31 protein-coding genes are annotated in these 26596 nt (G+C 69.1%); 27 read left to right on the plus strand and 4 right to left on the minus strand.

What is annotated here, in order from left to right; genetic code table 11:
* The first annotated feature begins 138 nt into the window (after window positions 1-138).
* The 22 genes from RWO82_RS07600 to RWO82_RS07705 all read left to right on the plus strand — a co-directional run bounded on the left by RWO82_RS07600 (window position 139) and on the right by RWO82_RS07705 (window position 18293).
* Entirely contained in the window at window positions 139-1587 is a 1449-nt protein-coding gene (locus RWO82_RS07600; protein WP_314425289.1) for a hypothetical protein, read from the plus strand.
* A gap of 11 nt (window positions 1588-1598) precedes the next feature.
* Window positions 1599-2081 carry a flagellar hook capping FlgD N-terminal domain-containing protein gene (locus tag RWO82_RS07605; RefSeq protein WP_314425290.1) on the plus strand — a complete coding sequence of 161 codons (483 nt, stop codon included), beginning with the start codon at window positions 1599-1601 and terminating at the stop codon, window positions 2079-2081.
* A gap of 31 nt (window positions 2082-2112) precedes the next feature.
* Window positions 2113-3279, plus strand: coding sequence for a flagellar hook protein FlgE (locus RWO82_RS07610; RefSeq protein WP_314425291.1), 1167 nt, complete (start codon window positions 2113-2115; stop codon window positions 3277-3279).
* A 147-nt stretch (window positions 3280-3426) separates the two neighbouring features.
* Complete coding sequence (locus RWO82_RS07615) at window positions 3427-3642, plus strand: flagellar FlbD family protein (protein ID WP_314425292.1); 216 nt, start codon at window positions 3427-3429, stop codon at window positions 3640-3642.
* Between the two features lie 2 nt (window positions 3643-3644).
* Entirely contained in the window at window positions 3645-4436 is a 792-nt protein-coding gene (locus RWO82_RS07620; protein WP_314425293.1) for a MotA/TolQ/ExbB proton channel family protein, read from the plus strand.
* Complete coding sequence (locus RWO82_RS07625; RefSeq protein WP_314425294.1) at window positions 4433-5245, plus strand: flagellar motor protein MotB; 813 nt, start codon at window positions 4433-4435, stop codon at window positions 5243-5245. Before RWO82_RS07620 ends, RWO82_RS07625 begins: the two co-directional genes overlap by 4 nt.
* Before the next feature lie 32 nt (window positions 5246-5277).
* A complete protein-coding gene (locus tag RWO82_RS07630) occupies window positions 5278-6171 on the plus strand; it encodes a flagellar motor switch protein FliM (RefSeq protein ID WP_314425295.1) in 894 nt (297 codons plus the stop codon).
* Window positions 6171-6827, plus strand: a complete 657-nt coding sequence (locus RWO82_RS07635; RefSeq protein ID WP_314425296.1) for a FliM/FliN family flagellar motor switch protein — start codon at window positions 6171-6173, stop codon at window positions 6825-6827. Before RWO82_RS07630 ends, RWO82_RS07635 begins: the two co-directional genes overlap by 1 nt.
* A gap of 2 nt (window positions 6828-6829) precedes the next feature.
* The gene (locus tag RWO82_RS07640) at window positions 6830-7282 is read left to right on the plus strand and encodes a flagellar biosynthetic protein FliO (protein WP_314425297.1); all 453 of its coding nucleotides are present in this window, start codon (window positions 6830-6832) and stop codon (window positions 7280-7282) included.
* A 121-nt stretch (window positions 7283-7403) separates the two neighbouring features.
* The gene (gene fliP / locus RWO82_RS07645) at window positions 7404-8261 is read left to right on the plus strand and encodes a flagellar type III secretion system pore protein FliP (protein ID WP_399540732.1); all 858 of its coding nucleotides are present in this window, start codon (window positions 7404-7406) and stop codon (window positions 8259-8261) included.
* Window positions 8258-8533 carry a flagellar biosynthesis protein FliQ gene (gene fliQ, locus RWO82_RS07650; protein WP_201469890.1) on the plus strand — a complete coding sequence of 92 codons (276 nt, stop codon included), beginning with the start codon at window positions 8258-8260 and terminating at the stop codon, window positions 8531-8533. The genes fliP and fliQ overlap by 4 nt, the downstream gene beginning before the upstream one ends.
* Window positions 8533-9294, plus strand: coding sequence for a flagellar biosynthetic protein FliR (locus RWO82_RS07655; protein WP_314425300.1), 762 nt, complete (start codon window positions 8533-8535; stop codon window positions 9292-9294). Before fliQ ends, RWO82_RS07655 begins: the two co-directional genes overlap by 1 nt.
* Window positions 9291-10394 carry an EscU/YscU/HrcU family type III secretion system export apparatus switch protein gene (locus RWO82_RS07660; RefSeq protein WP_314425302.1) on the plus strand — a complete coding sequence of 368 codons (1104 nt, stop codon included), beginning with the start codon at window positions 9291-9293 and terminating at the stop codon, window positions 10392-10394. Before RWO82_RS07655 ends, RWO82_RS07660 begins: the two co-directional genes overlap by 4 nt.
* A gap of 73 nt (window positions 10395-10467) precedes the next feature.
* Window positions 10468-12534 carry a flagellar biosynthesis protein FlhA gene (locus RWO82_RS07665; protein WP_314425304.1) on the plus strand — a complete coding sequence of 689 codons (2067 nt, stop codon included), beginning with the start codon at window positions 10468-10470 and terminating at the stop codon, window positions 12532-12534.
* A gap of 87 nt (window positions 12535-12621) precedes the next feature.
* A complete protein-coding gene (gene csrA / locus RWO82_RS07670) occupies window positions 12622-12870 on the plus strand; it encodes a carbon storage regulator CsrA (RefSeq protein ID WP_314425305.1) in 249 nt (82 codons plus the stop codon).
* 115 nt (window positions 12871-12985) lie between these two features.
* Entirely contained in the window at window positions 12986-13468 is a 483-nt protein-coding gene (gene flgN, locus RWO82_RS07675) for a flagellar export chaperone FlgN (protein ID WP_314425307.1), read from the plus strand.
* A 31-nt stretch (window positions 13469-13499) separates the two neighbouring features.
* Complete coding sequence (gene flgK, locus RWO82_RS07680) at window positions 13500-14882, plus strand: flagellar hook-associated protein FlgK (RefSeq protein ID WP_314425310.1); 1383 nt, start codon at window positions 13500-13502, stop codon at window positions 14880-14882.
* Window positions 14883-14896: 14 nt separating this feature from the next.
* Window positions 14897-15784, plus strand: a complete 888-nt coding sequence (flgL, locus tag RWO82_RS07685; RefSeq protein ID WP_314425312.1) for a flagellar hook-associated protein FlgL — start codon at window positions 14897-14899, stop codon at window positions 15782-15784.
* Window positions 15781-16209 (plus strand): flagellar assembly protein FliW, encoded by a 429-nt coding sequence (fliW, locus tag RWO82_RS07690; protein WP_314425314.1) that lies wholly within the window; start codon window positions 15781-15783, stop codon window positions 16207-16209. The genes flgL and fliW overlap by 4 nt, the downstream gene beginning before the upstream one ends.
* Window positions 16210-16324: 115 nt before the next feature.
* Window positions 16325-16789 carry a hypothetical protein gene (locus tag RWO82_RS07695; protein ID WP_314425316.1) on the plus strand — a complete coding sequence of 155 codons (465 nt, stop codon included), beginning with the start codon at window positions 16325-16327 and terminating at the stop codon, window positions 16787-16789.
* Between the two features lie 211 nt (window positions 16790-17000).
* On the plus strand, window positions 17001-17315 hold the full coding sequence (locus RWO82_RS07700; RefSeq protein WP_314425318.1) for an HU family DNA-binding protein: 315 nt from the start codon (window positions 17001-17003) through the stop codon (window positions 17313-17315).
* 171 nt (window positions 17316-17486) lie between these two features.
* Window positions 17487-18293 (plus strand): sigma-70 family RNA polymerase sigma factor, encoded by an 807-nt coding sequence (locus RWO82_RS07705; RefSeq protein WP_314425320.1) that lies wholly within the window; start codon window positions 17487-17489, stop codon window positions 18291-18293.
* A 10-nt stretch (window positions 18294-18303) separates the two neighbouring features.
* Here the strand turns inward: RWO82_RS07705 and RWO82_RS07710 are convergent, their stop codons facing one another.
* On the minus strand, window positions 18304-19392 hold the full coding sequence (locus RWO82_RS07710) for an AAA family ATPase (protein ID WP_314425322.1): 1089 nt from the start codon (window positions 19390-19392) through the stop codon (window positions 18304-18306).
* A 160-nt stretch (window positions 19393-19552) separates the two neighbouring features.
* Between RWO82_RS07710 and RWO82_RS07715 the strand changes: the two genes are divergently transcribed.
* Window positions 19553-19921, plus strand: coding sequence for a hypothetical protein (locus tag RWO82_RS07715; RefSeq protein ID WP_314425324.1), 369 nt, complete (start codon window positions 19553-19555; stop codon window positions 19919-19921).
* A gap of 27 nt (window positions 19922-19948) precedes the next feature.
* Here RWO82_RS07715 and RWO82_RS07720 read toward each other — a convergent pair whose 3' ends face one another.
* Window positions 19949-20785, minus strand: a complete 837-nt coding sequence (locus RWO82_RS07720; protein WP_314425326.1) for a zinc-ribbon domain-containing protein — start codon at window positions 20783-20785, stop codon at window positions 19949-19951.
* A gap of 99 nt (window positions 20786-20884) precedes the next feature.
* On the opposite strand from RWO82_RS07720, the gene RWO82_RS07725 reads away from it, so the two are divergent.
* On the plus strand, window positions 20885-21775 hold the full coding sequence (locus RWO82_RS07725) for a TIGR01777 family oxidoreductase (protein ID WP_314425327.1): 891 nt from the start codon (window positions 20885-20887) through the stop codon (window positions 21773-21775).
* A gap of 55 nt (window positions 21776-21830) precedes the next feature.
* On the opposite strand, the gene RWO82_RS07730 is transcribed toward RWO82_RS07725, so the two are convergent.
* Entirely contained in the window at window positions 21831-22769 is a 939-nt protein-coding gene (locus RWO82_RS07730; RefSeq protein ID WP_314425329.1) for an isoprenylcysteine carboxylmethyltransferase family protein, read from the minus strand.
* Between the two features lie 47 nt (window positions 22770-22816).
* On the minus strand, window positions 22817-23656 hold the full coding sequence (locus RWO82_RS07735; RefSeq protein WP_314425331.1) for an aldo/keto reductase: 840 nt from the start codon (window positions 23654-23656) through the stop codon (window positions 22817-22819).
* A gap of 22 nt (window positions 23657-23678) precedes the next feature.
* Between RWO82_RS07735 and RWO82_RS07740 the strand changes: the two genes are divergently transcribed.
* Genes RWO82_RS07740 through RWO82_RS07750 form a run of 3 tightly spaced genes read left to right on the plus strand, consistent with a single transcriptional unit; the run spans window position 23679 to window position 26593 of the window.
* On the plus strand, window positions 23679-24101 hold the full coding sequence (locus tag RWO82_RS07740; protein ID WP_314425334.1) for a YchJ family metal-binding protein: 423 nt from the start codon (window positions 23679-23681) through the stop codon (window positions 24099-24101).
* A gap of 34 nt (window positions 24102-24135) precedes the next feature.
* Window positions 24136-24867 carry a C4-type zinc ribbon domain-containing protein gene (locus tag RWO82_RS07745; RefSeq protein WP_314425337.1) on the plus strand — a complete coding sequence of 244 codons (732 nt, stop codon included), beginning with the start codon at window positions 24136-24138 and terminating at the stop codon, window positions 24865-24867.
* A gap of 25 nt (window positions 24868-24892) precedes the next feature.
* A complete protein-coding gene (locus RWO82_RS07750) occupies window positions 24893-26593 on the plus strand; it encodes a bifunctional 3'-5' exonuclease/DNA polymerase (protein ID WP_314425338.1) in 1701 nt (566 codons plus the stop codon).
* The last annotated feature ends 3 nt before the right edge of the window (window positions 26594-26596 follow it).

Below are 26596 nucleotides of genomic sequence, written 5' to 3' on the forward strand. Positions count from 1 at the left end.
GTCGGCGGCTGCGGCCACGACTGCTCCGGCGAGCGCCGACGCTGCCGAGCTCGTGCGCGCTCTGCAGACGCTGTTCGCGGCGAGCAGCAGCACGACAGGCAGCGCGTCATCGCTGCAGCAGTACGCGGGATTGATCGGATGACCGCGGTGAGTCTCCTGGGGGCGGTCGCGGCGGATCCGTCTGCGGCAGGCACGGCATCGGGGCGCGAGACGGGTGAGTCCGGCACACCCTTCGACGAGATCATCGTGCAGGTGCGCGAGCTCGCCACCCAGGCGGACGGCATGAGCCGGGAAGGCTCGTCGGCAGCGGGGGAGGGCGATCTCGCGCCGGCGCAGGCCGATGCCCGAGACCTCGCCGCCGCCGCCGCACTGCTCGGCGTCGTCGAGGAGACACCGGCAGCGCCCGAGGCGAGCGCGGATCCCCGTGGTGCGCAGAACTCGGGCTCGGTTGACGCCGAGACGTCCGGCACGGTCGCAGCCGCCCTCGTGGCGGTCCCGCCGCCCACAGACGCCGCGACCGTGTCCACGGTGCTCGACGGGGGCGTCGGATCTCACGACGCGCCGTCGGGTTCCTCCGCGTCCGTGCCCGCAGCTCCGTCTTTCGCGACCCCGACCTCCGGCGCACCCACGGGTGTCGGCGGGTCCGGACCTCTGGCTGCTCCTGGCGCTGCCGGCGCTCCCGCCGACCAGCAGGGTGCTCTGCAGACCGTCCGACGCGGGGCCGCGGAATTGTCCGAGGCGCAGCCCGCCGAGGCCGACCCCGCGCACCCGCTCCGCGCGGCGGGCCCCGAGCAGTCCGCCGCCGGTGCCGCAGGCGTGCCGCGCACGGGGGAATCCGCCGCACCGCCCCCCGTGCGCACTCTGTCTTCGCTGCCCGCTCCCATGGGGTCGTACGCAGACATCATGGCGGCGTCCGAGGCGTCCGACGGCGAGGGCGCGGGGGAGCCCCTGCTGACCGCAGGCGACCGCGCAGTATCGCTGCCTGCCGCCACCTCTGCATCCGGTTCCGGCGCCGGCTCCGGAGCCGCAACCATCGCAGCCGGCCTGTCCGCGGTCGCGCAGAAGGGCGCCGTTTCAGCCTCGCCCGCGGTCGCCGCGAGCGATGCGGCGCCCGAGGGCGCACGTGCCGTCGCCGCGCAGATGACCCCGGCCGTGCTCAGCATCGCGCAGCGGCCCGCGGGAACCCATCAGCTCGTCATGACCGTGAATCCCGAATCCTTGGGACCCGTCACCGTGCGCGCCCAGATCGGTCAGGCCGGCGAGGTGCAGGTCGAGCTGATCGGAGGCACGGATGCCGGGCGCGACGCGCTGCGCTCGATCGTCGCCGATCTGCGCCGCGACCTCGCCGCCGTCTCGCCGCATGCCACCCTCTCGGTAAGCACCGGGGTCTCCGCCGATCCCGGCCCCGGCCGCGGAGGACACCCCGGATCAGAGGCCGCGGCGGGCGAGCAGGGTGGCCGCGGCGACGCCGCGCCCGAGCAGCGCGGTCACCGGCCGGGCGCCGACCGTGGCGACGAGCTCGCGCACATCATCCGGATCACCACCAGCACCCGCGCCGCCGGCGAGGGCCTCGACACGTTCGCCTGAGAGGACACCCCATGACCGTCGACGCTGTCAGCGCACCGACCTCCATCCACACCAGCGGCACGACCGATCCCGCCGCGCGCAAGCAGACGCTGGACGGCGAGGTGTTCCTCAAGCTCCTCGTGACGCAGCTCACGCATCAGGATCCCTCGAACCCGATGGACACGAACGAGATGATCTCGCAGACCACGCAGCTGGCGATGATGGAGCAGCTGACGACACTCACCGAGAACGGCAGCGAGGCGTTCGCCCTGAACATGCGCCAGGCGGCGACCGCGTTGATCGGTCAGGAGGCCAGCTACAAGGACGCCGACGGCAAGACCGTCACCGGCATCGTCACCAAGGTCTCCTTCGACGGTCCCGTTCCGCAGGTGACCATCGGCGACAAGGCCGTCTCGCTCGACGCCATCACCGGAGTCGCCACGCAGCCCTCGGCCAGCCAGACCCCCGCAGCACCCCAGACCCCCTCCGCGCCGGAATCCCCCGCCGCGGCCTGACCTCGTACACCACGCAGGAAGAGAGACACACATGCTCCGCTCGCTCTACTCCGGAATCTCCGGCCTCCGGTCGCACCAGACCATGCTCGACGTCACGGGCAACAACATCGCCAACGTCAACACCGCCGGCTTCAAGGGGTCGTCTGTGCTGTTCCAGGACTCGCTGTCGCAGCTCATCGGCAACCCGGGCATCCCCGATGACGAGGTGGGCGGACGCAACCCCGCCCAGGTCGGTCTCGGCGTCCAGGTCGCCGGAGTGCGCACGAACTTCGCTCAGGGCTCCGCTCAGGCCACCGGTCGCGGCGGCGACCTGATGATCTCGGGCGACGGCTTCTTCGCCGTGAGCTCGGGGGGAGAGACCCTCTACACCCGCGCCGGAGGATTCTCCTTCGACCCGACCGGCAAGATGGTCACCGCCGACGGTGCGATCGTGCAGGGGTGGGCGGCTCAGAACGGCGTCGTCAACACGGGGCAGGCCGTCGGCAACATCGTCCTTCCCCTCGACGCCGTGTCGCCGGCGCGTGCCACGAACGCCGCGACCGTCACGGGCAACCTGCCCTCGACGGCGGCTGTCGGTGACGAGCTGGTGCGCGACGTGACGATCTTCGACGCGCAGGGGACGCCGTCGACACTGAGCCTGACGTTCACCAAGACCGCCACCGGGTGGGACGTCGAAGAGCCCGACAGCGGCGCCACCGGCGCACTGACCTTCACGAACGGCGAGCAGGCCGCTCCCGGCCTCACCCTCGCCGTCGGCGGCGTGGACGTCGACCTCAGCGCCGTCACCGGCTACGCGACCCTGTCGACCGTGGCGATCACCGACCAGGACGGCGCTGCGGCCGGGACGCTCAAGTCCTACAGCATCACCGGAGACGGATCGATCGTCGGCACGTTCAGCAACGGCGCCACGCAGACGCTCGGCAAGATCGCGATGGCGACCTTCGCCAATCCCGAGGGACTCGAGAAGGCCGGCGGCAGCGCCTACCGCGCCTCGGTCAACTCGGGCGCCGTGCGCATGGGCGAGCCCGGTCAGGCCGGCTTCGGCGACCTCGTGTCGGGCGCTCTGGAGATGAGCAACGTCGACCTCTCGCAGGAGTTCACGAACCTGATCGTCGCTCAGCGCGGTTTCCAGGCCAACGCGCGCATCATCACGACGAGCGACGAGGTGCTTCAGGAGCTCACGCAGCTCAAGCGCTGATCCACGCAGCCGTCCGACTGACGACGAGGGCTCCCCGCGACGCATGCGCCGTCGCGGGGAGCCCTTCCGTCTGCCGGTTACCGACAGCGTCCCCCGTCGCGATAGTCGGGCGGACTTGCCCCTCCTCCCACGCTCGGAGACGATCCGATGATCACCGTCACCCGCCTCGACCACACGCGGTTCGCGGTCAACCCCGACCTGATAGAACGCATCCAGGAATCGCCCGACACGACCCTGCACATGATCGACGGCCATGTCTACGTCGTCGTCGAGACCCTGGAGGCGGTCGTCGACCTGATCGTGTCGTACCGGGCACGGGTCCTCCGCACCGCGCAGGCCGCGACCACCGAGACGGGGGAGTGACAGTGGATCCCGCATTCATCATCGGAGTCATCCTCGCGTTCGGCGCGCTGGTCGCGATGATCACGATGGAGGGCGCGAGCTTCCAGGCGCTGCTCATCCCCGCCCCGATGATCCTGGTGCTCGGTTCGACCATCGGCGTCGGCATCGCGAGCCACACGATGCGCGACACGATCATCGCGGTCAAGAGCCTCGGACGCATGGTGCGGGGTCCCCGGACGACCCCGGAGGCCGTGATCCCCTTCCTCGTCGGATACGCCGACAAGGCCCGCGGCGAAGGGCTGCTGTCGCTCGAGCAGGAGGTCGACTCGGCACCGGATGCGTTCACTCGCCAGGCGCTGCAGGCACTCGCCGACGGCACGGACGCCGAGGATCTGCGCCTGACGATGGACGATGAGATCGCCGCGACGTCATCGCGCAACCGCGTGGCTGCCAAGTTCTTCGCGTCACTGGGCGGATACGCCCCGACGATCGGCATCGTCGGAACGGTGGTCTCGCTCACGCACGTCCTCGAGAAGCTCGACGAACCCGACCACCTCGGTCCCATGATCGCCGCCGCCTTCGTCGCCACGCTGTGGGGTCTGCTGTCTGCGAACTTCATCTGGAACCCGATCGCGGGGCGGCTGAACAGGATCGGCGCCGTCGAACTCGAGCGCATGACGCTCGTGGCGGAGGGCATGCTCGCGATCCAGGCGGGCAGCGCACCTCACCTGCTGCAGGAGCGCCTCGAAGCGCTCTCGACCGTCAAGCCCAAGGCCGCGAGGAAGAAGGGGCAGCCCGCGGAGGTGTCTTCGTGAGCAGCGGTCGCCGTTCGCGGTCGCGCGGTCACGACGAGGAGGGCCACGACGAGCCCGATGAGCGGTGGGCGGTGTCGTACGCCGACATGGTGACGGTGCTGATGTGTCTGTTCATCGTGCTGTTCGCGGTCTCGAACGTGGACAAGACCAAGTTCGAACTGCTCGCGAACAGCCTGGCGACCGGATTCGGTCAGGAGAGCACGGAGGGCGGAGCCGACACCGCGGAAGGCATGGTCATCCCGCCGGAGCTGCAGGACGACGACGGTGTCGTCGATCTCACCGCGCGGGCCGAGGCCGAGTACGAATCGCTCGAGGACATCAAGGAGCGGATGCATGCGGCATTGCAGGGGCAGGGCCTCCAGGATGCCGTCGACTTCGTCATCGACGACCGCGGGCTCAACGTCGGTCTGATCGGCGCCGAGACCTTCTTCGCCGACAACAGCACCTCGCTCTCCGGCAAGGCGGATGCCGTGCTCGATGCGATCGGAGACGTGCTGGTCACCGTCGGCAATCAGGTGAGCGTGGAGGGACACGCCGATCATCGCGTCTCGGCCGACCCGTATCCCACGAACTGGGAGCTGTCGGGAGGACGAGCGACACAGGTCGCGCGCTTCCTGGTCGAGCACGAAGGGGTCGGAGGGCCCCGCATGAAGGCGACCGCGTTCTCCGACACGCGTCCCCTCGTTCCGGGAGACAGCCCCGAGGCTCTGGCCGGCAACAGACGTGTCGACATCGTCGTCGAGTCGAACGAGGAAGAGCAGGTGCGCGCGCTGATCCCTGCGATCGCCGCCGCGGCCGGGGGGAGCTGACACACATGACCAGCACAGTCGAGGAGACACCGATGATCGCATCCGTCCGGCTGGACGAGGCTGCCGCACGATTCGCCGAGTACGACTTCGGCCGCCCCGCGCAGCTCGGGCGCGAGAGCACACGTCACCTCGAAGCCGCGTTCGAGTCGTTCGCGCGTCTGTGGTCGTCGCAGTTGACGGCGAAGATCCGCGTGCGTGCCCATCTGGCCCTCGAGAGCGTCGACCTGATCGCCTACGAGGAGTACGCGCAGTCGCTGCCCGGCACGACCGCCATGGTCACCGGAGTCTTCGAGGGCCGCGACGAGTCGTGCGTGGTGCAGTTCAGTCTCGAGAGCGCTCTGCTCTGGGTCGTGCAGATGATGGGAGGGCGCACGACATCGCCCCCGGAGTCGCGCACCTTCACCCCGATCGAGCTCGCTCTCGTGCGCAACATCATGGAGGGCACCTTCGAGCACCTGCACGCGAGCTTGGGATCGCTGCTGCCGAGCGAGCCGAAGTACACGGCTGTGCAGTACAACCCGCAGTACATGCAGGTGATCTCCGCGGGGGCGGCCGTGATCGTCGCTCGCTACACGATGCGCCTCGGCGATGTCGAGAGCACCGCCACCGTGATGCTGCCCGCGTCGACGGTGGTGGACCGCCTGGCCGCCACGGGCACAGACCCGTCCGCCGAGCACACGCCCCAGCAGACGATCGACCAGGTGCGCAGCACCCCCCTCGAGCTCACACTCCGGCTCGCGCCGCTCACGATCGGCGCGGGCGAAGTGCTCGACCTCGCCCCCGGCGATCTGCTCCGGCTGCCCCACGCCGAGACCGCGCCATTCGAACTCGTGTCGGGAGACGTGCCGATCGCGCGAGCGACACCGGGCAGCCGCGGCTCGCGCCTGACCTGCAAGATAACGAACATCACCGAGGAGACCCACTGATGAGCACCTTCCACGAGACCGCCGTCGCCGCGGCGATTGCCGGCAGGCTGCCGTTCGGCTACCCCGTGATCCCCACGCCGTCGACCGACCCCGGTGCCACCGGCGAGGCCATCGCCGTCACCGTGACGGGCACGCCGGGTGCGCGGATCGCGATCCAGGTCGCCGACCCGTCCCAGCTCGACGACGGCTCACCCACCGCGCGACTCGCCGATCGACTGCATCCGATCCTCGAGTCGGCGGCCGCGGTGTTCGGTGCAGGGGCCCTGAGCGCCGGCGAGACGGTCGACGCGGCGGAGACGTTCGCTCAGCCCGGCACGCAGGTGTTCGACCTGGTGGATGCCGACGGCGCGGTGGTCGCGCGTGCGTCTGTGCGAGTGGAGGGCGGAGCCGCGGCGCGGTCGCAGGGACCCCAGCGCCTCAGCAGGATCGCCGGAGTGGAGATGGAGCTGGTGGTCGAGATCGGGCGCACGCGGATGCCGGTGCGCGACGTGCTCGCGCTCGAGCCGGGCCGTGTCGTCGAGCTGGACCGTGCCGCGGGATCACCGGCCGACATCAAGCTCAACGGACGTCTGATCGGGCACGGCACGGTCGTCGTCGCCGAGGGCGACTTCGCGATCCGCGTCGAGCGCATCCTCGACGGCGCTGAGGCGGTCTGACAGTGGACGACCTGCTCGTCGCGGTTCGCGCGGTCGTCGCCCTCGCGGCGGTGCTCGGTCTGCTCCTCTTCCTCAGCCGCCGGCTGCAGAAGAGCCAGAGCGCGGGAACGAGCCCCCTCGCGGGGCTGATGCCGAAGAAGCTCGCGCGCCTCGCCGACCTCCGGCCCGTGAAGAGAAGCCCCGCTGCGGCCGGCAGTCGTCCGCGTCCGGAGAAGATCACGGTCGTGGCCCGGTCGGGGATCGGCGGCAAGGCGCAGCTCGTCGTGGCGGAGTTCGGAGGCATCCGGTATGTGCTGGGCGTCACGGAGCAGGGGATCAGCGTCGTCGATACGCAGGAGGCGCCGCTGAGCGACGAGGACGCCGTCGATCGCGAGGAGATCGACGATGATGCGAACGGCGCCGCCGAGGAGCCGCCGAACGACATCGTCGATCGCGCACTGCGCTCGGTGGCCTGAGCCCGCCATCCGCGGGCGGCGGTTACGCATGAGCGTTCTGTCGCGATAGTCGCCTGCGAGCACGGATCGCTCGACCCCCCGGCTACGGATCGGCCACGACACCCATCTTCGGAGTGCCGCCGTGCCCCCATCCGCGTCGACCACAGCGCCTCCTGTGCGCGCGCGGTCAGGGTCGCCGCGACGCACGGCGCTGCTCGTCCTGAGCGGTTGCGCGATCGCGATGGCTCTCGTGGCGCTGAGCGCATCCGGAGCGCATGCCGCAGGGGCGGTCCTCCCGAGCGAGATCGTCGATGACGGCGGCGGAGGCGGCAGCGGGGTGACGATCAACGGCATCAACGGCACCCCCTCCGACAGCATCATGACGCTGCTCGGGATCACCGTGCTCAGCGTCGCGCCCGCGCTGCTTCTCATGATGTCGAGCTTCACCAAGATCTTCGTGGTGCTGGCCCTGACCCGGAACGCCCTGTCGCTGCCGTCGATACCGCCCAATCAGGTGCTCGCGGGTCTCAGCCTGTTCCTGACGCTGTTCATCATGTGGCCCGTGCTGACCGACATCAACACGGTCGCCGTGAGTCCCTTCACCGCGGGGCAGGTCGACTTCGGTCGGGCGTTCGAGCTCGCGCAGGAGCCGCTGCGCCAGTGGATGCTGTCGTACACGCGCGAAGAGGACATCGCGCTCATGTATCGGGCCGCGCAGATGGACAACCCGACCGATGCCTCGACCATCCCGCTGCAGACGCTCGTCCCCGCGTTCATGATCAGCGAGCTGCGGGCCGCCTTCCTCATCGGCTTCATCATCTTCGTGCCCTTCCTGGTGATCGACCTCGTCGTGGCCAGCGCGCTGATGTCGATGGGCATGATGATGCTCCCGCCTGTCATGATCTCGCTCCCGTTCAAGATCCTGCTGTTCCTCCTCGTCGACGGCTGGGGCATGGTGATCACGGCTCTCGTGCAGTCGTACAACGGAGGTGGCGCATGACCCCCGAGGCCGTGATCGACATCGGGACGGCGGCGCTGATCGTCGGGGCGAAGCTGTGCGCGCCCATGCTGATCACGGCACTCGTCGTCGGCTTCGCGATCTCGCTCCTGCAGTCGATCACGCAGGTGCAGGAGATGACGATCTCGTTCGTGCCGAAGCTCATCGCCGTCGGCATCGCGCTGCTCGTGAGCGGTCAGTGGATGATCGCCGAGCTCATCGCCTTCACGAACGAGATGTTCGCCCGCATCCCGTCGCTGCTGAACGGCGGCTGATGAACATCCCCATCGACTTCACCTGGCTCGAGGCGACCGCACTCGCGTGCGTGCGGATCACGGCCTTCCTCGTGATCGCTCCGCCCTTCAGCCACGGCACGATCCCCATGCGCATCCGGGCGATGCTCGGCGTCGGACTCGCGCTCGCGGTGTCGCCCGTCATCGCGCAGGGATACGAGCGCCTCGACACGGGAGCATTCATGTTCGCCCTCGTCGGACAGGCGATCACGGGAGCCCTGCTGGGGTTCCTCGTCATGGTGCTGTTCAGCGCGATCCAGGGAGCCGGTCACCTGGTCGACACCTTCGGAGGCTTCCAGCTCGCGCAGGCGTTCGATCCGGCGATGGCGATCAACGGCGCGCAGTTCACGAGGCTGTTCCAGATGACGGCGATCATGCTGCTGTTCGCGTCCGACGGCTACCAGCTCGTGCTCGCCGGCCTCTTCCGCTCGTTCGACGCGATTCCGGTGACCGCGATGATCGACCTCGCCGAACCCGCACACGCGCTCGTCGGCGCGGCGGGTCAGATGATGCTGAGCGCCGTGCAGATCGCCGGGCCGCTGCTGATCGTGCTGTTCCTCGCCGACGTCGGTCTGGGCCTGGTCTCTCGGGTCGCCCCGGCTCTCAACGCGTTCGCGATGGGCTTCCCGATCAAGATCGGCCTCACCCTGCTTCTCGTCGGCTTCGTCTACGCCGCACTGCCCGCGGTCGTCGCCGTGATCGCCGACACCGCGGCGACGCTGATCGTGCAGGTGACGCGATGAGCGACGGAGGCAGCGGAGAGCGCACCGAGAAGACCACGGAGCGGCGCCTGAAGGAAGCGCGCCGAAAAGGGCAGATCGGGCGGAGCCAGGACTTCACGGCGTGGGTGTGCATCGGCGCGGCCGCCGTGATGATCGTCCCCACGGTCGCCTCGAGCACCCAGGTGCTCACCGAGCTGTTCCTCCGGGTGCCTCAGGTGGCGAACGATCCCACCGACGCCGTCGCGCTCGATGCCCTGGGTGCCGCGTTCGGGTCGCTCGGCGGCATCCTCCTGCCGATGCTCGCGGTCGTGCTCCTCGCGACGACCGCCACGGCCGTGGCGCAGGGCGGCATCCACCTTCGCGGTGTCACGACGCGCGTGGAGCAGTTCAACCTCGCGGCAGGCCTCATGAGGGTCTTCGGCAAGCAGGCTCTGTGGGAGGGGGCGAAGGCGCTGCTGAAGACGCTGGCGATCGGGATGGCGCTGTGGGTCGTGGTCTCGGGGCTCGTCCCCGTGCTGATGGCCAGCGGCAGTCACAACATCACCTGGCTGCTCGAGCAGGCAGCCGGGGGAGCGGCGGCTCTGCTCCAGGTCGCGGTCGTCGTCGGCATCATCCTCGCGGCTCTCGACGTCGCGGTGGTCATGCGCCGCAATCGCAAGCACACCCACATGACCAAGAACGAGGCGAAGGACGAGCACAAGAAGACCGAGGGGGATCCCCTCGTGCGCTCTCAGCGACGCTCGCGACAGATGGCCATGAGCCGCAACCGCATGATCGCGGCCGTGGGCGACAGCGACGTCGTGCTCGTGAATCCGACGCACGTCGCCGTCGCGCTGCGGTACGAGCCCGGCAAGTCAGCACCGCGCGTGGTGGCGAAGGGCGCGGGCATCGTGGCGCTGAAGATCAGGGAGAAGGCGGAGGAGGCGGGTGTGCCCATGGTGCGCGACATACCGCTCGCCCGTGCTCTGCACGCCGCGTGCGACATCGGCAGGGAGATCCCGGAAGAGCTCTTCACCGCCGTCGCTCAGGTGCTCGCCTTCATCGAGCACCTGAAGCGGAGGGGGTCGGCACGCGGGACCCACACGATGCCGTTCGCCAGTTCGCGGGAGCGCGGGCTGTGACCCGGTGCACGGCGCGCGCCGAGCGAGTACGGATACGGATGGATGACCACGGGAACGGGAAGGTGAGGACCGCATGATCGGTCAGCTGCTGTCGAAGGCCGCGGTGCCGGTGGGCGTCGTGGGGATCATCCTGCTGCTCATCGTGCCGATACCGACGGGTCTGCTCGACGTGCTCATCGTGCTGAACATCGCTTTCGCGCTCCTGATCCTCCTCACCGCGATGTTCGTGAAGAAGCCCCTCGACTTCTCGGTGTTCCCGAGCCTGCTGCTGGTCGCGACGCTGTTCCGACTCGGGCTGAACGTCGCCTCCACGAGGCTCGTGCTGAGCGAAGCGCACGCCGGCCAGGTCATCCAGGCCTTCGGCCAGATCACCATCAGCGGGTCGCTGGTGATCGGCGCCGTGATCTTCCTGATCCTCACCGTGATCCAGTTCGTCGTCGTGACGAAGGGAGCCGAGCGAGTCGCCGAGGTGGGCGCCCGGTTCACTCTCGACGCGATGCCGGGCAAGCAGATGGCCATCGACGCCGATCTGAATGCGGGACTCATCACCGACACGGAAGCGCGACAGCGCCGCGCCGAGGTCGCCGCCGAAGCCGACTTCTACGGAGCCATGGACGGTGCCTCCAAGTTCGTCAAGGGAGACGCGATCGCCGGGATCGTGATCGTCGTGATCAACTTCGTGGGCGGCATCGTCATCGGCATGCTGCAGCACGGCATGGAGGTCGGTGAGGCCTTCGAGACGTACAGCATCCTGACCATCGGCGACGGACTCGTCACGCAGATCCCGGCGCTGCTCATGGCGGTCTCCACCGGAATGATCGTGACCCGCGAGAACGCGGAGTCCGAGATGGGGCAAGCGGCCGGACGCCAGCTCATGCAGTCGCGCAACGCCCTGATCATCACGGGGCTCGCGGCGATCGCGATGGGATTCATCCCGGGCATGCCCCTGATCGTGTTCCTGGCGATCGGCGCGCTCCTCCTCTTCGCCGCGTCGCGGGTGAAGGCGAACGAGACGCGGGAGGCCGAGCTCGAGGTCGAGGCGCTGCAGAAGGAGGCGAGCGATTCGGCCGTCGAAGGCCCGGAAGAGCTCATGGACCGCATGCGCGTGCACGCGCTCGAGATCTCGCTGTCGCCCGACATCGTCGAGCTCGCATCCGGGGGAGCGGGCGATCTGCTGACGCGCGTGAAGTCGCTGCGTCGCAAGCTCGCACTCGACATCGGCATCCTGATGCCCCCCGTGCGCACGCGCGACAACATCGATCTGCCGGCGCAGACCTATGCCATCCTCATCGCGGGCGTCGAAGTGGGGCGTGGATCTGTTCCGCGGGGTCACGTGCTCGCACTCGGCACCGGACTCGAGCAGCTGCCCGGAACCGCGGTCGTCGACCCGGTGTTCGGACTCGAGGGGAAATGGGTGCCGACCGAGATGTCGCACGCGGCGGACATGGCGGGAGCGACCGTGATCGACCGGGTGAGCGTGATCATCACGCATCTCTCGGACGTCGTGCAGGGACAGGCTGATCGGCTGCTGTCCCTCGAAGACGTGCGTCAGCTCACCGAGCATCTGAAGCAGACCAGCCCGACCACTGTCGAGGAGCTCACTCCCGCCGTGCTCTCGCTCGCCGCGATCCAGCGTGTCCTCGCGGGGCTCCTGGCCGAGCGCGTGCCCATCAACGATCTCGCCCGGATCTATGAGGCGCTGGCGCTGCGGGGCAAGACGTCGACGGAGACGCCGGCTCTCATCGACGCGGCCAGAGCCGCCCTCGGCCCCGCGATCGCCGCGCGTTTCGCCGAGGACGGCCGCATCCGTGTGATCATGTTCGACCCGATGCTCGAGCAGCAGATGCTCGAGGGCATGCGGGTGATCGACGGGCACTCTCAGATCGTGCTCACTCCCGAGGCCACGATGCAGGTGATCGACAACGTGCGCCGCACGGTGGCCGAGCTCGACCAGCTCGGTCCCGAGCCGGTGCTCGTGTGCGCGCCCTCGCTGCGGCAGGCCGTGCGTCGGCTCGTGGCCGCCCAGGTGAGCGGACTGCCCGTCCTGTCCTACGACGAGGCAGCCGCCGGAGGTGTGGCGACCGACGTCGTCGGAGTGGTGCGCATGACTCGCTCGGCGCTGCCCACCGCATCGGCCTGAGGTCGGTTCCGCTCATTTACGAGCTGAATAAAGTATGTTGTCTTGTGGGCGGCGCGACTCCGCTCGAGCCACGGAGGGCGGACGAGCATGCTGGTATTGACGAGGCGCGCGAACGAGAGCATCGTGATCGGGGAGGACATCACGGTCACGATCCTGGCGGTCACCCCCGGGGGAGTTCGCATCGGCATAGACGCTCCGCGCGAGACGCGGATCCATCGCTCCGAGATCGTGATCGCCGTCAGCGACGCGAACCAGGATGCCGTGCAGGCGTCGTCCGACGATGCTGCGGAGGCCGCACTGCTCGGAGCCCTCGGCCAGATCGGTTCTCCGCGCTGACCGGGCCATCGCACGGCACGTGACGTCGTCGAGTTACTGCCGGGCGTGTATGTCGCGATAGTCGTCGACATGACGGGCTGACCCGTCGGACAGACGACTGACGAGGTGACGAACCGTGGCCGCTCATGACCTGAGCATGCAGCTGATGCGCGAGCGAGAGATGCTCGAACTGCTGCTCTTCAAGCTCGACGCGCAGCAGATGCTGATCGCGACCGGACGCAACCGCTGGATCAGGCACGCCGCCAACGAGATCGAACGCGTGCTCGCCGCGATGCCGACCGTCGCGCTCTCGCGGGACGCGCTCGTGGTGGCCGTCGCCGACGAATGGGGAGTGCCCGAGGCCAGCTCGCTGCGCGAGCTCATCGCCGCCGCGCCCACCGACGCGTGGCGCGAGGTGCTCACCGGGCACCTGACCACCATGCTGGCTCTCGCGGATGAGATCCAGCAGATGAAGCAGATCAACGAGCAGCGGCTGCGCACGGCGATCCGCGTCACTCAGGAGACCATCGCCGGGCTCGGCACCGCGACCGGCGAGTACGACCCCGCGGGGGGCGTGGTCCGCGACGCGGATGCACGCCTTCTCGACACACGGATGTGAGCTGACCATGTCATCGTTCTCAGGACTCCGCATGGCTGAATCCGCGCTCTCGGCCGCTCGCGCGGGCATGACGGTCACGGGCCAGAACATCGCCAATCAGACGACCTCCGGCTACACGCGCCAACGCGTCGACCAGGAGCCGGTGTCCGCACCGGGGCTCTCGGGACTGTGGAAGACGGGCTTCGGAGCCGGCGCAGGGGTGAGCGTCACGGGCATCGCCCGGCTCGGCGACAACGTGCTCGACGCCCGCGTGCGCGATGCGCTCTCGACGGCGGGCTTCTGGTCGGCCAGGGCCAGTGCCGCCGGACAGGCCGAGACGATGATGGCGGAGCCCACGAAAGACGGCCTGGCGGCGAACCTCAACCGGTTCTGGGCAGGATGGTCCGACCTCGCCAACACCCCTGACGCGGCCGCGGCCCAGGTCGTGCTCACGGATGCCGAGGTGCTGATCGGACAGATCGCTGCGGGATACCAGACGGTCGCCGGCCAATGGACGGATCTGCGCGGCCAGGTCGACCGTGACATCGCCGACGTGAACTCCGCGGCGACCCAGGTCGCCGCCCTCAACGGCAAGATCCGCGACGCACTGAACTCCGGGCGCAATGCCAATGAGCTCATAGATCAGCGCAACGTCCTCGCGCAGCAGATCTCGACCTCGGTCGGCGCCACGGGCGTCGTGGAAGCAGACGGCACTCTCACGCTGCGCCTCGACGGCAACGCTCTCGTGTCGGGCGATTCCAGCCGTGCGCTCGTCACCGACGGCCCGCGGGAGATATCGGATGGCGGTCGGACCATCGTCGCGTGGGCGGATCGCCCCGGAACCGCGATCGCCGTCACCGGAGGGGTGATCGGGGGCACCATCAGCGCCCTCGCGCCGGAGTCCGACGGTGGCTCGCTGGCGGCCGTGGCCGCGGCGTACAACCGCACCGCCACGGATCTCGCCACAGCCGTGAACGATCTTCATCGCAGCGGCGTCACCGCCTCCGGCGCGGCGGGCGGCGATTTCTTCTCGCTCGACACCACGGGGCCCGCCGCACTCGGTCTCTCGGTCGTCCCCACCGGACTCGAGGATCTCGCCCTCGCGGCGCCTGGTGCGGGCGCGAAGGACACGACGATCGCCGATCGCATCAGTGCGCTCGGCGCCTCCGCCACCGGACCGAGCAAGACCTGGACGAGCTTCGTGACCGGATTCGCCGTCACAGTCGCAGGCGACATGCAGCGCGCCGACATCGCCGACATGGGAGCGGTCGCGGCGGTCACGGCCCAGCAGTCGAACGCCTCGGTCGACGGTGACGAGGAGACGGTCAATCTGCTGACGTATCAGACCGCGTACCAGGCGGCGGCGCGCGTGCTCACCGCGATGGACGAGGCACTCGACCTGTTGATCAATCGCACCGGCCTCGTCGGCCGCTGACCCCGGGAGTCACCATGATCGGGCGCATCACGAGCAGCACCATGACCCAGCAGTCGCTGCGGACGCTGCAGACCAATCTCGCGGAGCGCGAGCGGCTGCAGAACCAGGCGGCCTCACAGCGAGCCTTCCGCTCGCCCAGCGAGGATCCGGCGGCAGCCGCGACGACGATCGGCGTGCACGGCGAGCAGTCGCGCGTCGCGCAGTACGCGCGCAATCTCAGCGACGGGATGGCGTGGGTCACCACGGTCGACGCTGCGCTGGACGCGAGCACCGACCTGCTCAATCGGGCGCGGGATCTGGTCGCCCAGGGTGCCAACTCGGGCGCGCTGAGCCCGACGGCCCGCGACGCCATCGCTCAGGAGCTCGAGACGATCAGCACGGAGCTGCTCTCCCAGGCGAACACGACTCTGCTCGGTCGCAGCGTCTTCGCGGGCACGAGCGATGCGGACGCTGCATTCGATCGCACGACCTTCACGTTCAACGGAGCTCCGGGCGACGGTGTGCAGCGGCGCATCAGCGCGAACGAGACGGTGCGCGTCGACTACGACGGTGGCCAGGTCTTCGGTCAGGGCGCCACCAGCGCCTTCGCCCTGCTCAACGACATAGCCGCCGAACTGCGCGGGGGAGCCGAGATCGGGGGACGGCTCAACGACATCGACGCGCGCCTGAAGGATGTGGTCTCGGCGCGCGGCGCCACCGGTGCGCGTCAGGTGCAGATCGAGCGCGCGACGGCACAGAACCTGTCGACGTCGATCGACCTCGAGGCTCGACGGACAGAGGTCGAGAACGTCGACACGCTCGAGGTGCTCGTGAACCTGGAGTCCGCCGAGCTCGTCTTCCAGTCCGCCCTGCAGGTGACGGCACGGTCTCTGCAGACGAACCTCATGGAGTTCCTGCGATGACCGCCACGGATGCCCCGATCTCCGGGACTCGGCACGAGACCCCTGCCGATGGCTCCGCGGTCGAGATCGAGTTCGTCGTCCCGATGCCCGGCCTCAGCCCGTACACGGCGTTTCGACTCGAGCATCTGGACGGGTTCGACGGTCTCTACGCACTGCGGGCAGTCGACGCCGAGCTGCGCCTGTTCGTCCTCGATCCGCGTCGTGCGGGCGTCGACTACGCCCCGGTGCTCTCCGCCGGCCATCGGGCCGAGATCGGCGCCGCCGACGAGGACGCCGTCCGTGTCCTCGTGGTGGCCAACCCGGCTGAGGACGGCGTGTACCTGAACCTCCGCGCACCGGTCATCATCCACGCGCAGAGCGGTCGAGCGGCGCAGGTCATCCTCGACGATCAGGACTACCCGATCCGCGCACTCATCGGCGGCTGATCACAGAACAGCCCGACACCCGGTGGCCACGCTCGTGCGCGGCCGCCTCTAGGCAGGAGAGCACCAAGTGGTAGATCTTCGATCCAGGATCCACGGCACAGGAGCGACACGCGGAGTGAACGTCGTGGTGATGGCGTGGGACGAGCGCGTGGTGGAAGCAGGCGGAGTCGCCGTGCACCACCTCGACGCCCGAGTGCACCCGGGAGACAGGCGCGCACCGGGCGAGACCGATCTCGCGCTGGTTCCCGCCTCGGCCGGCGGTCGGTGGGAGCATTCCGCGCCCTACACGGCGGAACAGCGGGAGTCCATCGTCGTGGCTGCGGGCGACAACGCGAGCGACCTCGTCGATTCGAGCGGGGAGGTCGTGGGACGCGTGTACGGCGTGCGGGCCGATCTGCTGATCGACGACGGCGCCGTGGTCGTCAACACCAAGACGCTCAGTGCGACAGAGCTCTCGGTCCGTCCCGACGCCCACGGCCGGGACATCCGCGAACAGATCGAGGATTCGATGCGGCTGGCCAGACGGACGCGTGACACGGTGAAGGCCGCCGGTCTCGACGAACCCGTGCTGGTGCAGTAGCGCGGCATTTAAGGACTCGAAGATCAGGGGATCCTCGAGTTCACTGCATATATCAAGGAAGAGGGGTTACCCTCGGAGAGCACAGGCTGGGGTACTGGCACATCCCGGCGCCGTCGACGGAGAATCCGACGTCGTCGCGCCGCGGGCGCCGCTGGTAGGGGTACAGCGCAAGACGCTCGGTGACGAGCGAAACCATTGGGACGGTAAGCAGATGAGCACATCAAGGACGCTCGAGGCCAACCGCGTGAGCAAGCGGGAATTCGTACAGCGGTTCGCACGACGGGGTGGGATCTCCGTCCATGCCGCACAGGCGGCGTACAACGCCATGATCGACGAGCTGCTCGACCTGGTCAGCCAGGGGAACACGGTGACGCTCACGAATTTCGGCAAGTTCTATCCGCAGACCCACAAGGGGCACCGGGTGCAGTTCGCCAAGGACGACGACGTCGCCGAGGTCACGGATTACACGGTGCTCAAGTTCTCGGCGACCCGTGAGGTGAACCGTCGGGTCAAGGTGAACGACTGAATATCGTTATCTGAACGTAAACGAGAATCCCCGGTGGTTTCGGCCATCGGGGATCCTTCATGCCCGGGACGGCTCTAGCATGGAGACGAATGGACGTCTGGCCGTGGGGGTACGGCCGCACTGTGAGCCGCTGGGGAGGGCTTGCGCTGACAGTGGAAAGGGCGGTGTGCAATGCCTGAGCGCGCACGCAACCAACTCGTCGTCGATCACCTCCACATCGTGGGGATGGCGACAGCCCAACTCGTGTCGCGGCTGACCCACGTGTCGCGCGACGACCTGGCCTCGGCCGGTTCTCTCGCCTTGATCCGCGCCGCCGACGACTTCGACCCCGCTCTCGGAGTCCCGTTCGCGGCCTATGCCACGAGCAGGGTGAAGTGGGCATTGAGAGACGAGCTGCGCTCGATGGACTGGGCGCCCAGGGATGTCCGCAACCGCGCCAGGCGCACCACCAGGATTCGCGAGACCCTCGGCGCATCACTCGGACGCACGCCCCGCGCGTCCGAGATCGCAGCGGTCATGGGCGTCGACCCGAGCGAAGTGCGCGAGAGTCTGGCTGATGCCGAGCTGCTGACCGTCGCGAGCCTCGACGCAGCCGATGCGAGCGAGGTCGCATGGCCGGGCTTCCTCCCCGAAGACCTCGTCATCTCCACCGAGCGCGACGCACTGCTGCACCGCGCGGTCGAGGCGCTGCCGGAGCGTCGACGGCAGATCGTCCGGGCGATCTACTTCGAGGATCGCACGGTCGGACAGCTCGCGGCCGAACTCGGTGTGTCGCACGCCGCAGTGTCGCAACAGCGCGCAGAGGGCGTGCGGATGCTGCGCGACGCACTCGAACGCCACTATGCCGACGAACGTCAGAGCCGCTCCGCCCCTGTGTCGCGCTCGTCGACGCCCATCCTGGAGGCCTATTTCGCGCGCGTCGCGGCAGGCGGTCGCACCCTCACTCGCGCGCTGGCGCCGCTGTCTCTGGCCGTATGACGCGCTCGCATCACAGACCGAAGCCGTAGGTCGACTGGCCCAGGAGCGTCAGGCTCACCGACGACGGGTAGATCTCCGGCTCCTCGTCTTCATCGTCGAGGATGTCGAGCCGAGTGATCGGCACGAAGATGCCGCCGTCCGGCTCGAAGATGAGGTCCTTGGGAGTGAACGACACGAACAGCGATCTCGTCGCATTGCGCAGCTCGAAGGTGCGGCCGACGTCGCCGCGCTCGAACAGGTTCATCTCGACCTCGTCCGACCAGACCTTGCCGTCGGGGAAGCGCGCCTCGATGCGGTACGTGCTCGGCTCGATCGACTTGATGTTCAGGTCCTCGACGATCTCCGAGAACAGCGAGTCCGGCTGCTGGAGCTCGAAGGCGATCGCGCGCAGGTGGTCGTAGTTCAGGCGGGCCCGCCGCGAGAACAGTGCGACGTTCTCGATCTCGTCCGGGTCGGCGTTGGGGGCCTGATCGATGAGGTACTGGCGCACTTCATCGGGCCCCGGGTATTCGAAGCGCATGTGGTAGTGGAATCGGCCGGGACGATTCACCAGATAGGTGCTGACGTCGGCCACGTCGTTCACGGTCAGGCAGTAGATGCGCTTGACCGCCGAGAGGCCGTCGAACAGGGAGAGGAACTGGTTCTGGCGACTCGCGCCGTCCATGCTCCCTCGGCGACCGGCGGGGAAGATCTTCTCGAACTCGTCGAAGACGATGAGGCACTCGTCGAGGCTGTCGAGGAACTCGACGATCCCCTCGTGATCCTCCGTCACGACGACGACGGGAAGCCCCTGCTCGCGAGCCGCCTCGGCGACCATCCGCAGGAAGAGGGACTTGCCGATGCCCTTGTCGCCCGAGAGCATGACGCCGAGGCTGCGCTCTGCGAGAGCGTACGACCGGAAGATCTTCGCGACCTTGCGATCTCGGCCGCCGTAGACGCGCTCGTCACCCACGGTGAGGTCGTCGATCTTGATGAGACTGAACCCCTCTTTCGAGGAGAAGTGCACGCGGTAGGTCCCGAGCGGGAACATCTGATGCGTCCGGACGGCGTCGTCGTAGACGCGCACGTGTCCGCCGGTCTCGATATAGGTGCTTGCCACAGGTCCTCCGACCGTCCTTTCATCTCCCCACATTGACTATCGGCGGGATCCCGGGATCGGTAAGGAGGATCATGAACAAATCCCCGCGCATTCCCTCACTCCGGCGGTGGCAGTATCCTGAGCCGACAGCGGCCCGGTACCGCTCGGTCGGGGGACTGTCATGAGAGCACGCACGCCTGCGGAGGAGCCCCTCGAGGGAGCCATCGAAGTGGTCGTCGAAGCGGCGCCGCAGGGCATTCTGCGGTACACGCTCGATCCCGAAGGGCCGGATCGGGTGTGGAGCGAATCGCTGCTCGCCCACGACGACACGGTCATCGGATCGGTGACCTCGCCGGAGCAGGTCGCGGACCTGCTGGTTCGAGGCAGCATCGCGTGCATCGCACGTGATATCCCGAGCCTCACCGTCGGGGGGCTCACGATGCGACCCGAACTCGGACCGCACCGGAACGCGCAGATCGTCGCGGCGGGTTCTGCCTCGTTCAAGCCCTCTGAATGGGAGTCGGTCCGCGGACGTGCGTCGCGGGGGTGAACAGCCACGCAGGGCCCTGGACCGGCCTCACGACGGTGCGAGATACGCATCGACCAGCAGCGCACCGCGTATGTCGCGAAGGGCGTCGATGATGCGTTCGACTCCGCGCCGCGTCACCGAGGGCATCTGCAGGTCGTGCGGCCCGAGCGGTTCCAGGCGCCCCGTGCGTACGCGCACGACCTCCCATCCGGCGGCCCGTAGATGGCGATCCTTGCGCAGGTCGGCGTCCTGCCGTTTTCCCACGTGCTCGAGACCGTGCCGGCCGACGGTGTCGTACTCGATCGCGATGCGGAGCTCGGGCAGGACGATGTCGGGCCACACCTCGGTGTGTCGGAAGAAGGGACGCGCGATCTTGACCGCGTTCGCGTCGCCGCCGACGGTCAGCCGCGCGCTCAGCAGCTGACGCAGCCGACCTTCGGCGGCGGACGCGGGAGCGGGTGCGCAGACGCTGCGGAACGCCTCGCCCGGTCGCAGCGCGGGCGTCTTACCGCACAGCGCGGGCGCGGGCGGTCGCACGCGCCGGGGGACGGCCCTCGCCTCGCCGAGGACCACAGGCTGCGGGCGTGCGAGCGACGAGCACTCGGGACACCAGGCCGACATGCGCCGCACGCGTCCGGGACGCTCGCGCTGTTCGGTGGGCGTCGCCGCGAAGCGGTGGCCGACTCTGCACTCCCAGCACAGCAGCACGTCGGCAGCGAGCGGCACCTGAGACAGAGCGATCCCGTGATTCAGTTCAGGGTGATACTGCCGGATGAGCTCCGGGTAGGCGGCCCACTCGGAACGATACGTGCCGCGCTCGTAGGGGACGGGGAGCCCCTTCGAGAACTGCCGCCGCGCCCACCAGATCTGCACAGTGTCGGTCACGCGGAGCACGCTACCCGCACGCACCGACATCGCCGCCCCCTCCGGAGCGTGCAAGACTCGGAGCACGCGGAATCCACGCACGGACGGACAGGAGCGGTCATGGCACAGCGCATCGTCATCAGCGGGGCCTCCGGTCTCATCGGATCGAGTCTCGTGTCGTCGCTGCGCGAAGACGGCATCGCGGTGACGCCGCTGGTCCGCCGTCCGCCGCGCACGCGCGACGAGGTGCAGTGGTGGCCGGGGGAACGAGAGCTCGATCCTGACGTGCTCGCGGGGGCGCAGGCCGTCGTCGCCCTCGGCGGCGCGAGCGTGGGACGACTGCCCTGGACGCCGCGGTACCGGCGGGAACTCGTCGATTCGCGCCTCATCACGACCCGCACGATCGCTTCGGCGGTGCGGGCTCTGGGATCCGACGCACCAGCCCTGGTGTCGGCATCCGCCGTGGGCTACTACGGGTCGGCCCCCGGTGAGACGCTCACCGAGGAGTCGGGACCGGGGGACACGTTCCTCGCCGCACTCTGCGTCCGATGGGAGGACGAGGCGCGCCGTGCCAGCGATCGCGCGCCCGTCGCCCTGCTGCGCACGGCGCCGATCATCCACCGGAGGGGCGTCCTCAAGCCGCTGATCCAGCTCACGCGATTCGGTGTCGCCGGACCCCTCGGCCGCGGCACGCAGAAGTGGCCATGGATATCGCTCGACGACGAGGTGAGCGCGATCCGACATGTCATCGATCGTCGGATCGACGGGCCCGTCAATCTGACGGGTCCGACCCCCGCCTCGGCGAACCGCATCGGACGAGCCGTCGCCCACCGCATGCGCCGCCCGTTCTGGCTCCCTGTCCCGGGCTTCGCGCTGCGTCTGGCACTGAGCGCGGCCGCGGCCGACTCTCTCCTCCTCTCGGACGCCGACGTCAGACCTGCCGTGCTCGAGAAGACGGGATTCGCGTTCGCGCACCGCACTCCCGAAGCCGCGGTAGACGCCGCGCTCTGAGCCGCACGTCGACGGCGCGCTCTGAGTCGCACCGAGAGCACCACGACGGCCTCGCTCAGTGCACGGGGTGCGCCGCGCGCCCGATCGTCGGGATCCAGCACGAGACGCGAGAGCGGTAGTCGGCGAAGTCGGTGCCGAAGCGCTCCTCCAGGTCCCGTTCCTCGAGGGGTCGCACGACCGTGTTCCAGAGCACTGAGCCGCACAGCGAGTACACGACGACCATCCACGAGCCGAACAGCAGACCGACGGCGACGCCCTGTGCGATGCCGGCGACGGCCATGGGATTGCGCACGAAGCGGTACGGCCCGGTGACGACCAGGCGTCGTGCCATCTGCGACGGCAGCGGCGTCCCTTCGCCGGCGACCGTCATGGACACGGCCGACCACACCCCGAGGGCGGTCGCGGCGATCAGCAGCACGATGCCCACCGCCGGCACGCCCGGGGGAAGGTCGAGTCGCAGCTGCCAGCGTGCTTCGAGCACTGCCACGAGAAGCGGGATGACCCCCAGGAATGTTCCCCAGAAGAAGAGGGTCTGCAGTCCTGTGCGCGCGAGCAGGAGGGGAGTACCGACCTGAGCAGCCGTCCTGAACGCCAACGGACCCGTCACGAGCCATTCGACGGGGGCACGCCCGCACACGATCACCACTGCGCACGCCAGGCTCATCCCTGCGGCGAGCACCATGAGCAGGGCGCCCCAGCCGGCGAGCGTCGTGAACGTCGCGTACAGAGCCATTCCCGCTGCCACGAGTGCCGTCCAGGGAACCGTGATCCACAGCGCCCACCGGACACCGCCGGCGACGAGTCCGGAGCCGACGACGAAGAGCGGGATGTCGAGCGCGGCGATCTGCAGGACCGTAAGTCCGCCGAGCGTGGCGATGCGCACCGCGTCGGACGTGAAGACGCCGACCCACCACACGGCACCCGCCAGCGCCTGCACCGCGAAGTGCACGCGCGCCGCCGTGGGAGCGACTCTGAGGCCGGCGGTGACGAGCATGCCGTCAGTCTAGGAGCGCGTCGGCGCTCCCCGGTCGCGGCGAGCGCTCAGGACTCTTCGTGCGTGGCGGGATCGGCGTCGAAGAGCCGCCCGTCAGGTCGCCCGAGCTCCGAGATCGCGGCGACCTCCGTGTCGTCGAGCACCACGGCTGCTGCGGCGAGGTTCGATTCCTGGTGCGCGCGGGACGACGCCTTGGGGATGGCGACGGTCTCGCGAGCGATGTGCCAGGCGAGCACGGTCTGCGCGGGCGAGATGCCGTGGGCGGCGGCGATCTCGGTGATCACAGGTTCCTGCAGGAGCTCCTTGGCCCGTCCCAGCGGGCTCCACGCCTCGGTGAGGATGCCGTGTTCACGGTGGTACGCGAGCTGCTCCTCCTGGGGGAAGTACGGGTGCACTTCGATCTGGTTGACGACGGGGCGCACCCCGGTGGCTCGCTCGATGCGCTCCAGGTGCTCGGGCAGGAAGTTCGACACCCCGATCTGGCGCACGACGCCACGTCGCTGAGCCTCGACCAAGGACTCCCAGGCGTGCACGTACTCGTCCTGCGAGGGGTTGGGCCAGTGGATGAGGTGCAGATCGGTCGCATCGAGGCCGAGGCGTGATCGACTCTCCTCGATGCTCGCTGCGGCCTTGTCACGCGAGTGGTGGCGACCCGGCAGCTTCGTCGTCACGATGAGCTCTGCACGGTCGACGCCCGATGCGCGCACGCCGCGGCCGACCGAGCCCTCGTTCTCGTAGTTGAATGCGGAGTCGATGAGGCGGTAGCCCGCGTCGATGGCTGCGGCGACCGCATCCGCTCCCTCGTCGCCGTTCAGGGCGTACGTGCCGAGCCCGAGAGCGGGGAGCGAGAAGCCGTTGTGCGCGGTGAAGAGAGGAAGGTCCGTCATGGCGTCAGCGTACGCTGACGGGATGGAAGGCACAGAGACCATGGCGTTCGATGGCGGGATGCGCGAAGATTCGTCCCGCTGTCCGTGCGGTTCGGGCGATGTCCTCGCCTCGTGCTGCGGACCGCTGCTCGAGGGGACGCCGGCCTCCACGGCCGAGCGTCTCATGCGGTCCAGATACACCGCGTTCGCCCTGGGCGACGCCGACCATCTCCTGGCGACCTGGCATGTCTCGACGCGCCCGACCGGGATCGACCTCGACGACGACCTGCGCTGGCGTCGCCTGGTGATCGTCGACCGAACCGGCGGCGGACCTTTCGATCGAGAGGGCGTGGTCGAGTTCGAGGCCTTCTGGTCGCAGGGCGGCGAGCGCGGTTCTCTCCGTGAGCGCAGCCGCTTCGTGCGGGAGGACCGCCGGTGGTTCTACGTCGACGGCGAGATCGGGTGATGGCGCCCACCGCGCAACGGGTAGATTTGAGAGCGTGAACGCCAGCCCCGAACACCAGCGCATCCTGCTCGACGTCGCCGACCTGGACCGGCGCATCGCGCAGGCCGAGCGAGCGCGGACCGCGCCCAGTCAGGCGGCGCGCATCACCGAGCTCGTCGCGATCCGTCAGGAGCAGCTGCGCGAGCTGACCGCTCTGACCGGCGCGCGTGACGACGCACGCACCGAGCTCACGAGACTCGAATCCGACGTGCACCTCGTCGAGCAGCGCCGCGCCCGCGACGCGGCTCGCCTCGCCGCCGCGACCAATGCCAAGGAGGCGCAGGCGCTCGAGCACGAGCTCGAGAGTCTCGCCAGGCGCCAGAGCGACCTCGAGGACATCGAGCTCGCCGTGATGGCGCGGGCGGAGGACGCGGATGCCGCGGTCGCCGCGCAACAGGCCCTGCTCGACATCACAACCGCAGAGGGCAGCGCTCTCACTGCGCAGGCGAAAGCCGACGTCGCGGCCGCTGGCGAGCTCGGCGAACAGCTCCAGCGCGATCGCAGAGCCGTGACGGAGACGCTGCCGGAACAGCTCCTCGCCGAGTACACGCGGCGTGCGGCCAACAGCGCGGGGGCCGCGTTGCTGACCCGTGGCACGTGTGAGGGCTGCCGGATGCTGCTGCCGGGCACGGATCTCAACGACATCCGGCGTGCTGCCGACGACGCCGTGGTCTCGTGCCCCGAGTGCGGGTGCATCCTGGTGCGCACCGAGGAGTCCGGCTTGTGATCCTCATGCCCTGCGTGTCCGGGCGGTGACGCGGAAACCGTCGACGGAGCGCCGTGTCGCGCTCCTGGCCGTCGGGCGAGACGGCTACGCGGCGATAGAGCTCGACGCAGACGGCTCCGAGCTGAGCCGAGTCGGACTCTCGGCCGTCGAGATGCCCGGCTGGGTCGCGGACCAGGAGCGCCGGAACGCACCGCGCTGGGTGATCCGGAGCGCGCGCGACATCTATCCCGCGCTTCTCGACGCCGGGGTCATCATCGGGCGCTCGCATGATCTGGTGCTGTGCCACGCGATCCTGAGGGACACCGACAAGGTGGCCCGCCCCCTTGCTCCGTCGGCGTCGTGGGTGCGGCGCGACGTCGCAGTCGACGAGGCGCCCGCGCTGTTCGACGTGGCCGACCACGACGACGCCGGGGACCCCGTCGACGAAGCTCTGGACCAGTACCGCGAGCAGCGCCGGGTGCTGAGAGACGGCAAGGACGGACGACTCACGCTCCTCACCGCGGCGGAGTCCGCCGGAGGATTGATCGCCGAAGAGATGCGCGTGGCGGGCCTGCCCTGGAACGAGGCGGTGCACGACGAGATCCTCACAGAGATGCTCGGCGCTCGTCCGATCGCCGGCGGTCTGCCGAGTCGGATGGTCTCACAGGCAGACCGCATCAGATCGATCCTCAGCGACCCGCACCTCAACCTCGAGAGCCAGCCGAAGCTCCTCCGGGCACTCCACCGCGTCGGGGTGCAGGTCGAGTCGACGAGCCGGTGGGAGCTCGCACAGCACAGTCACGCGGTCGTCGAGCCGCTGTTGGCGTACAAGAAGCTCTCTCGGCTCCTCAGCGCCAACGGGTGGGCGTGGCTGTCGGAATGGGTGCACGACGGCCGGTTCCGCCCGATCTACATCACCGGAGGCGTCGTCACGGGCCGCTGGGCCTCCGCGGGCGGGGGTGCACTGCAGCTGCCCCGGAATCTGCGCGCGGCGGTGCGAGCCGACGAGGGGTGGACGCTGGTCGTCGCCGACGTCGCGCAGCTCGAGCCCCGCATGCTGGCCGGCATGGCCGGTGACCGGGCGATGGCACGCGCAGCGCAGGGGAGGGACCTGTATGCGGGCGTGGTCGAGTCCGGTGCGGTCGCCACGCGCGAAGAGGCGAAGTATGCCGTGCTGGGCGCCATGTACGGAGCGACGACCGGTGACAGCGGTCGCCTCGTGCCCCGGCTGCGCAAGGTCTACCCTCGGGCGATGGCGCTCGTCGACAAGGCCGCGAGATTCGGGGAGGACGGCGGCGTCGTCTCCACCTGGCTCGGACGGTCTTCGCCTCGTCCGTCGACCGAATGGCAGGCGCTGCAGGCGGCGGCCACAGACGCGGACGCCGACCCCGCGGCGGTCGCGCTCGCACGGCGCCGCGCGCGGGACTGGGGTCGGTTCACCCGCAACTTCGTGGTGCAGGGGACTGCGGCCGAATGGTCGTTGATCTGGCTCGCCGAGATCAGACACCGTCTGCAGGCACTACCCGACGCGGAACGGCCGGCGACCGCATCCGGAGTGTTCCGCTCCCGCCCGCATCTCGCGTTCTTCCTCCACGACGAGGTGATCCTGCATGTTCCCGCGGAGCAGGCCGACGCTGCGGCCGCGGCGGTGCGTGAAGCGGCCGCGGTGGCCACGCGCCGGCTCTTCGGCGACTTCCCGATCGACGTCCCCCTGGACCTGCGGATCGCGGAGTCGGCAGAGAAATAGCGA

The sequence above is a fragment of the uncultured Microbacterium sp. genome, assembly GCF_963521645.1.
Lineage (GTDB): Bacteria > Actinomycetota > Actinomycetes > Actinomycetales > Microbacteriaceae > Microbacterium.

Coding starts and splice junctions, on each gene's coding strand:
- RWO82_RS07600 (WP_314425289.1), top strand. CDS start 139: ATGACCGCGGTGAGTCTCCTGGGGGCGGTCGCGGCGGATCCGTCTGCG.
- RWO82_RS07605 (WP_314425290.1), top strand. CDS start 1,599: ATGACCGTCGACGCTGTCAGCGCACCGACCTCCATCCACACCAGCGGC.
- RWO82_RS07610 (WP_314425291.1), top strand. CDS start 2,113: ATGCTCCGCTCGCTCTACTCCGGAATCTCCGGCCTCCGGTCGCACCAG.
- RWO82_RS07615 (WP_314425292.1), top strand. CDS start 3,427: ATGATCACCGTCACCCGCCTCGACCACACGCGGTTCGCGGTCAACCCC.
- RWO82_RS07630 (WP_314425295.1), top strand. CDS start 5,278: ATGATCGCATCCGTCCGGCTGGACGAGGCTGCCGCACGATTCGCCGAG.
- RWO82_RS07635 (WP_314425296.1), top strand. CDS start 6,171: ATGAGCACCTTCCACGAGACCGCCGTCGCCGCGGCGATTGCCGGCAGG.
- fliQ (WP_201469890.1), top strand. CDS start 8,258: ATGACCCCCGAGGCCGTGATCGACATCGGGACGGCGGCGCTGATCGTC.
- RWO82_RS07655 (WP_314425300.1), top strand. CDS start 8,533: ATGAACATCCCCATCGACTTCACCTGGCTCGAGGCGACCGCACTCGCG.
- RWO82_RS07660 (WP_314425302.1), top strand. CDS start 9,291: ATGAGCGACGGAGGCAGCGGAGAGCGCACCGAGAAGACCACGGAGCGG.
- RWO82_RS07665 (WP_314425304.1), top strand. CDS start 10,468: ATGATCGGTCAGCTGCTGTCGAAGGCCGCGGTGCCGGTGGGCGTCGTG.
- csrA (WP_314425305.1), top strand. CDS start 12,622: ATGCTGGTATTGACGAGGCGCGCGAACGAGAGCATCGTGATCGGGGAG.
- flgK (WP_314425310.1), top strand. CDS start 13,500: ATGGCTGAATCCGCGCTCTCGGCCGCTCGCGCGGGCATGACGGTCACG.
- flgL (WP_314425312.1), top strand. CDS start 14,897: ATGATCGGGCGCATCACGAGCAGCACCATGACCCAGCAGTCGCTGCGG.
- fliW (WP_314425314.1), top strand. CDS start 15,781: ATGACCGCCACGGATGCCCCGATCTCCGGGACTCGGCACGAGACCCCT.
- RWO82_RS07700 (WP_314425318.1), top strand. CDS start 17,001: ATGAGCACATCAAGGACGCTCGAGGCCAACCGCGTGAGCAAGCGGGAA.
- RWO82_RS07705 (WP_314425320.1), top strand. CDS start 17,487: ATGCCTGAGCGCGCACGCAACCAACTCGTCGTCGATCACCTCCACATC.
- RWO82_RS07715 (WP_314425324.1), top strand. CDS start 19,553: ATGAGAGCACGCACGCCTGCGGAGGAGCCCCTCGAGGGAGCCATCGAA.
- RWO82_RS07725 (WP_314425327.1), top strand. CDS start 20,885: ATGGCACAGCGCATCGTCATCAGCGGGGCCTCCGGTCTCATCGGATCG.
- RWO82_RS07730 (WP_314425329.1), bottom strand. CDS start 22,769: ATGCTCGTCACCGCCGGCCTCAGAGTCGCTCCCACGGCGGCGCGCGTG.
- RWO82_RS07735 (WP_314425331.1), bottom strand. CDS start 23,656: ATGACGGACCTTCCTCTCTTCACCGCGCACAACGGCTTCTCGCTCCCC.
- RWO82_RS07740 (WP_314425334.1), top strand. CDS start 23,679: ATGGAAGGCACAGAGACCATGGCGTTCGATGGCGGGATGCGCGAAGAT.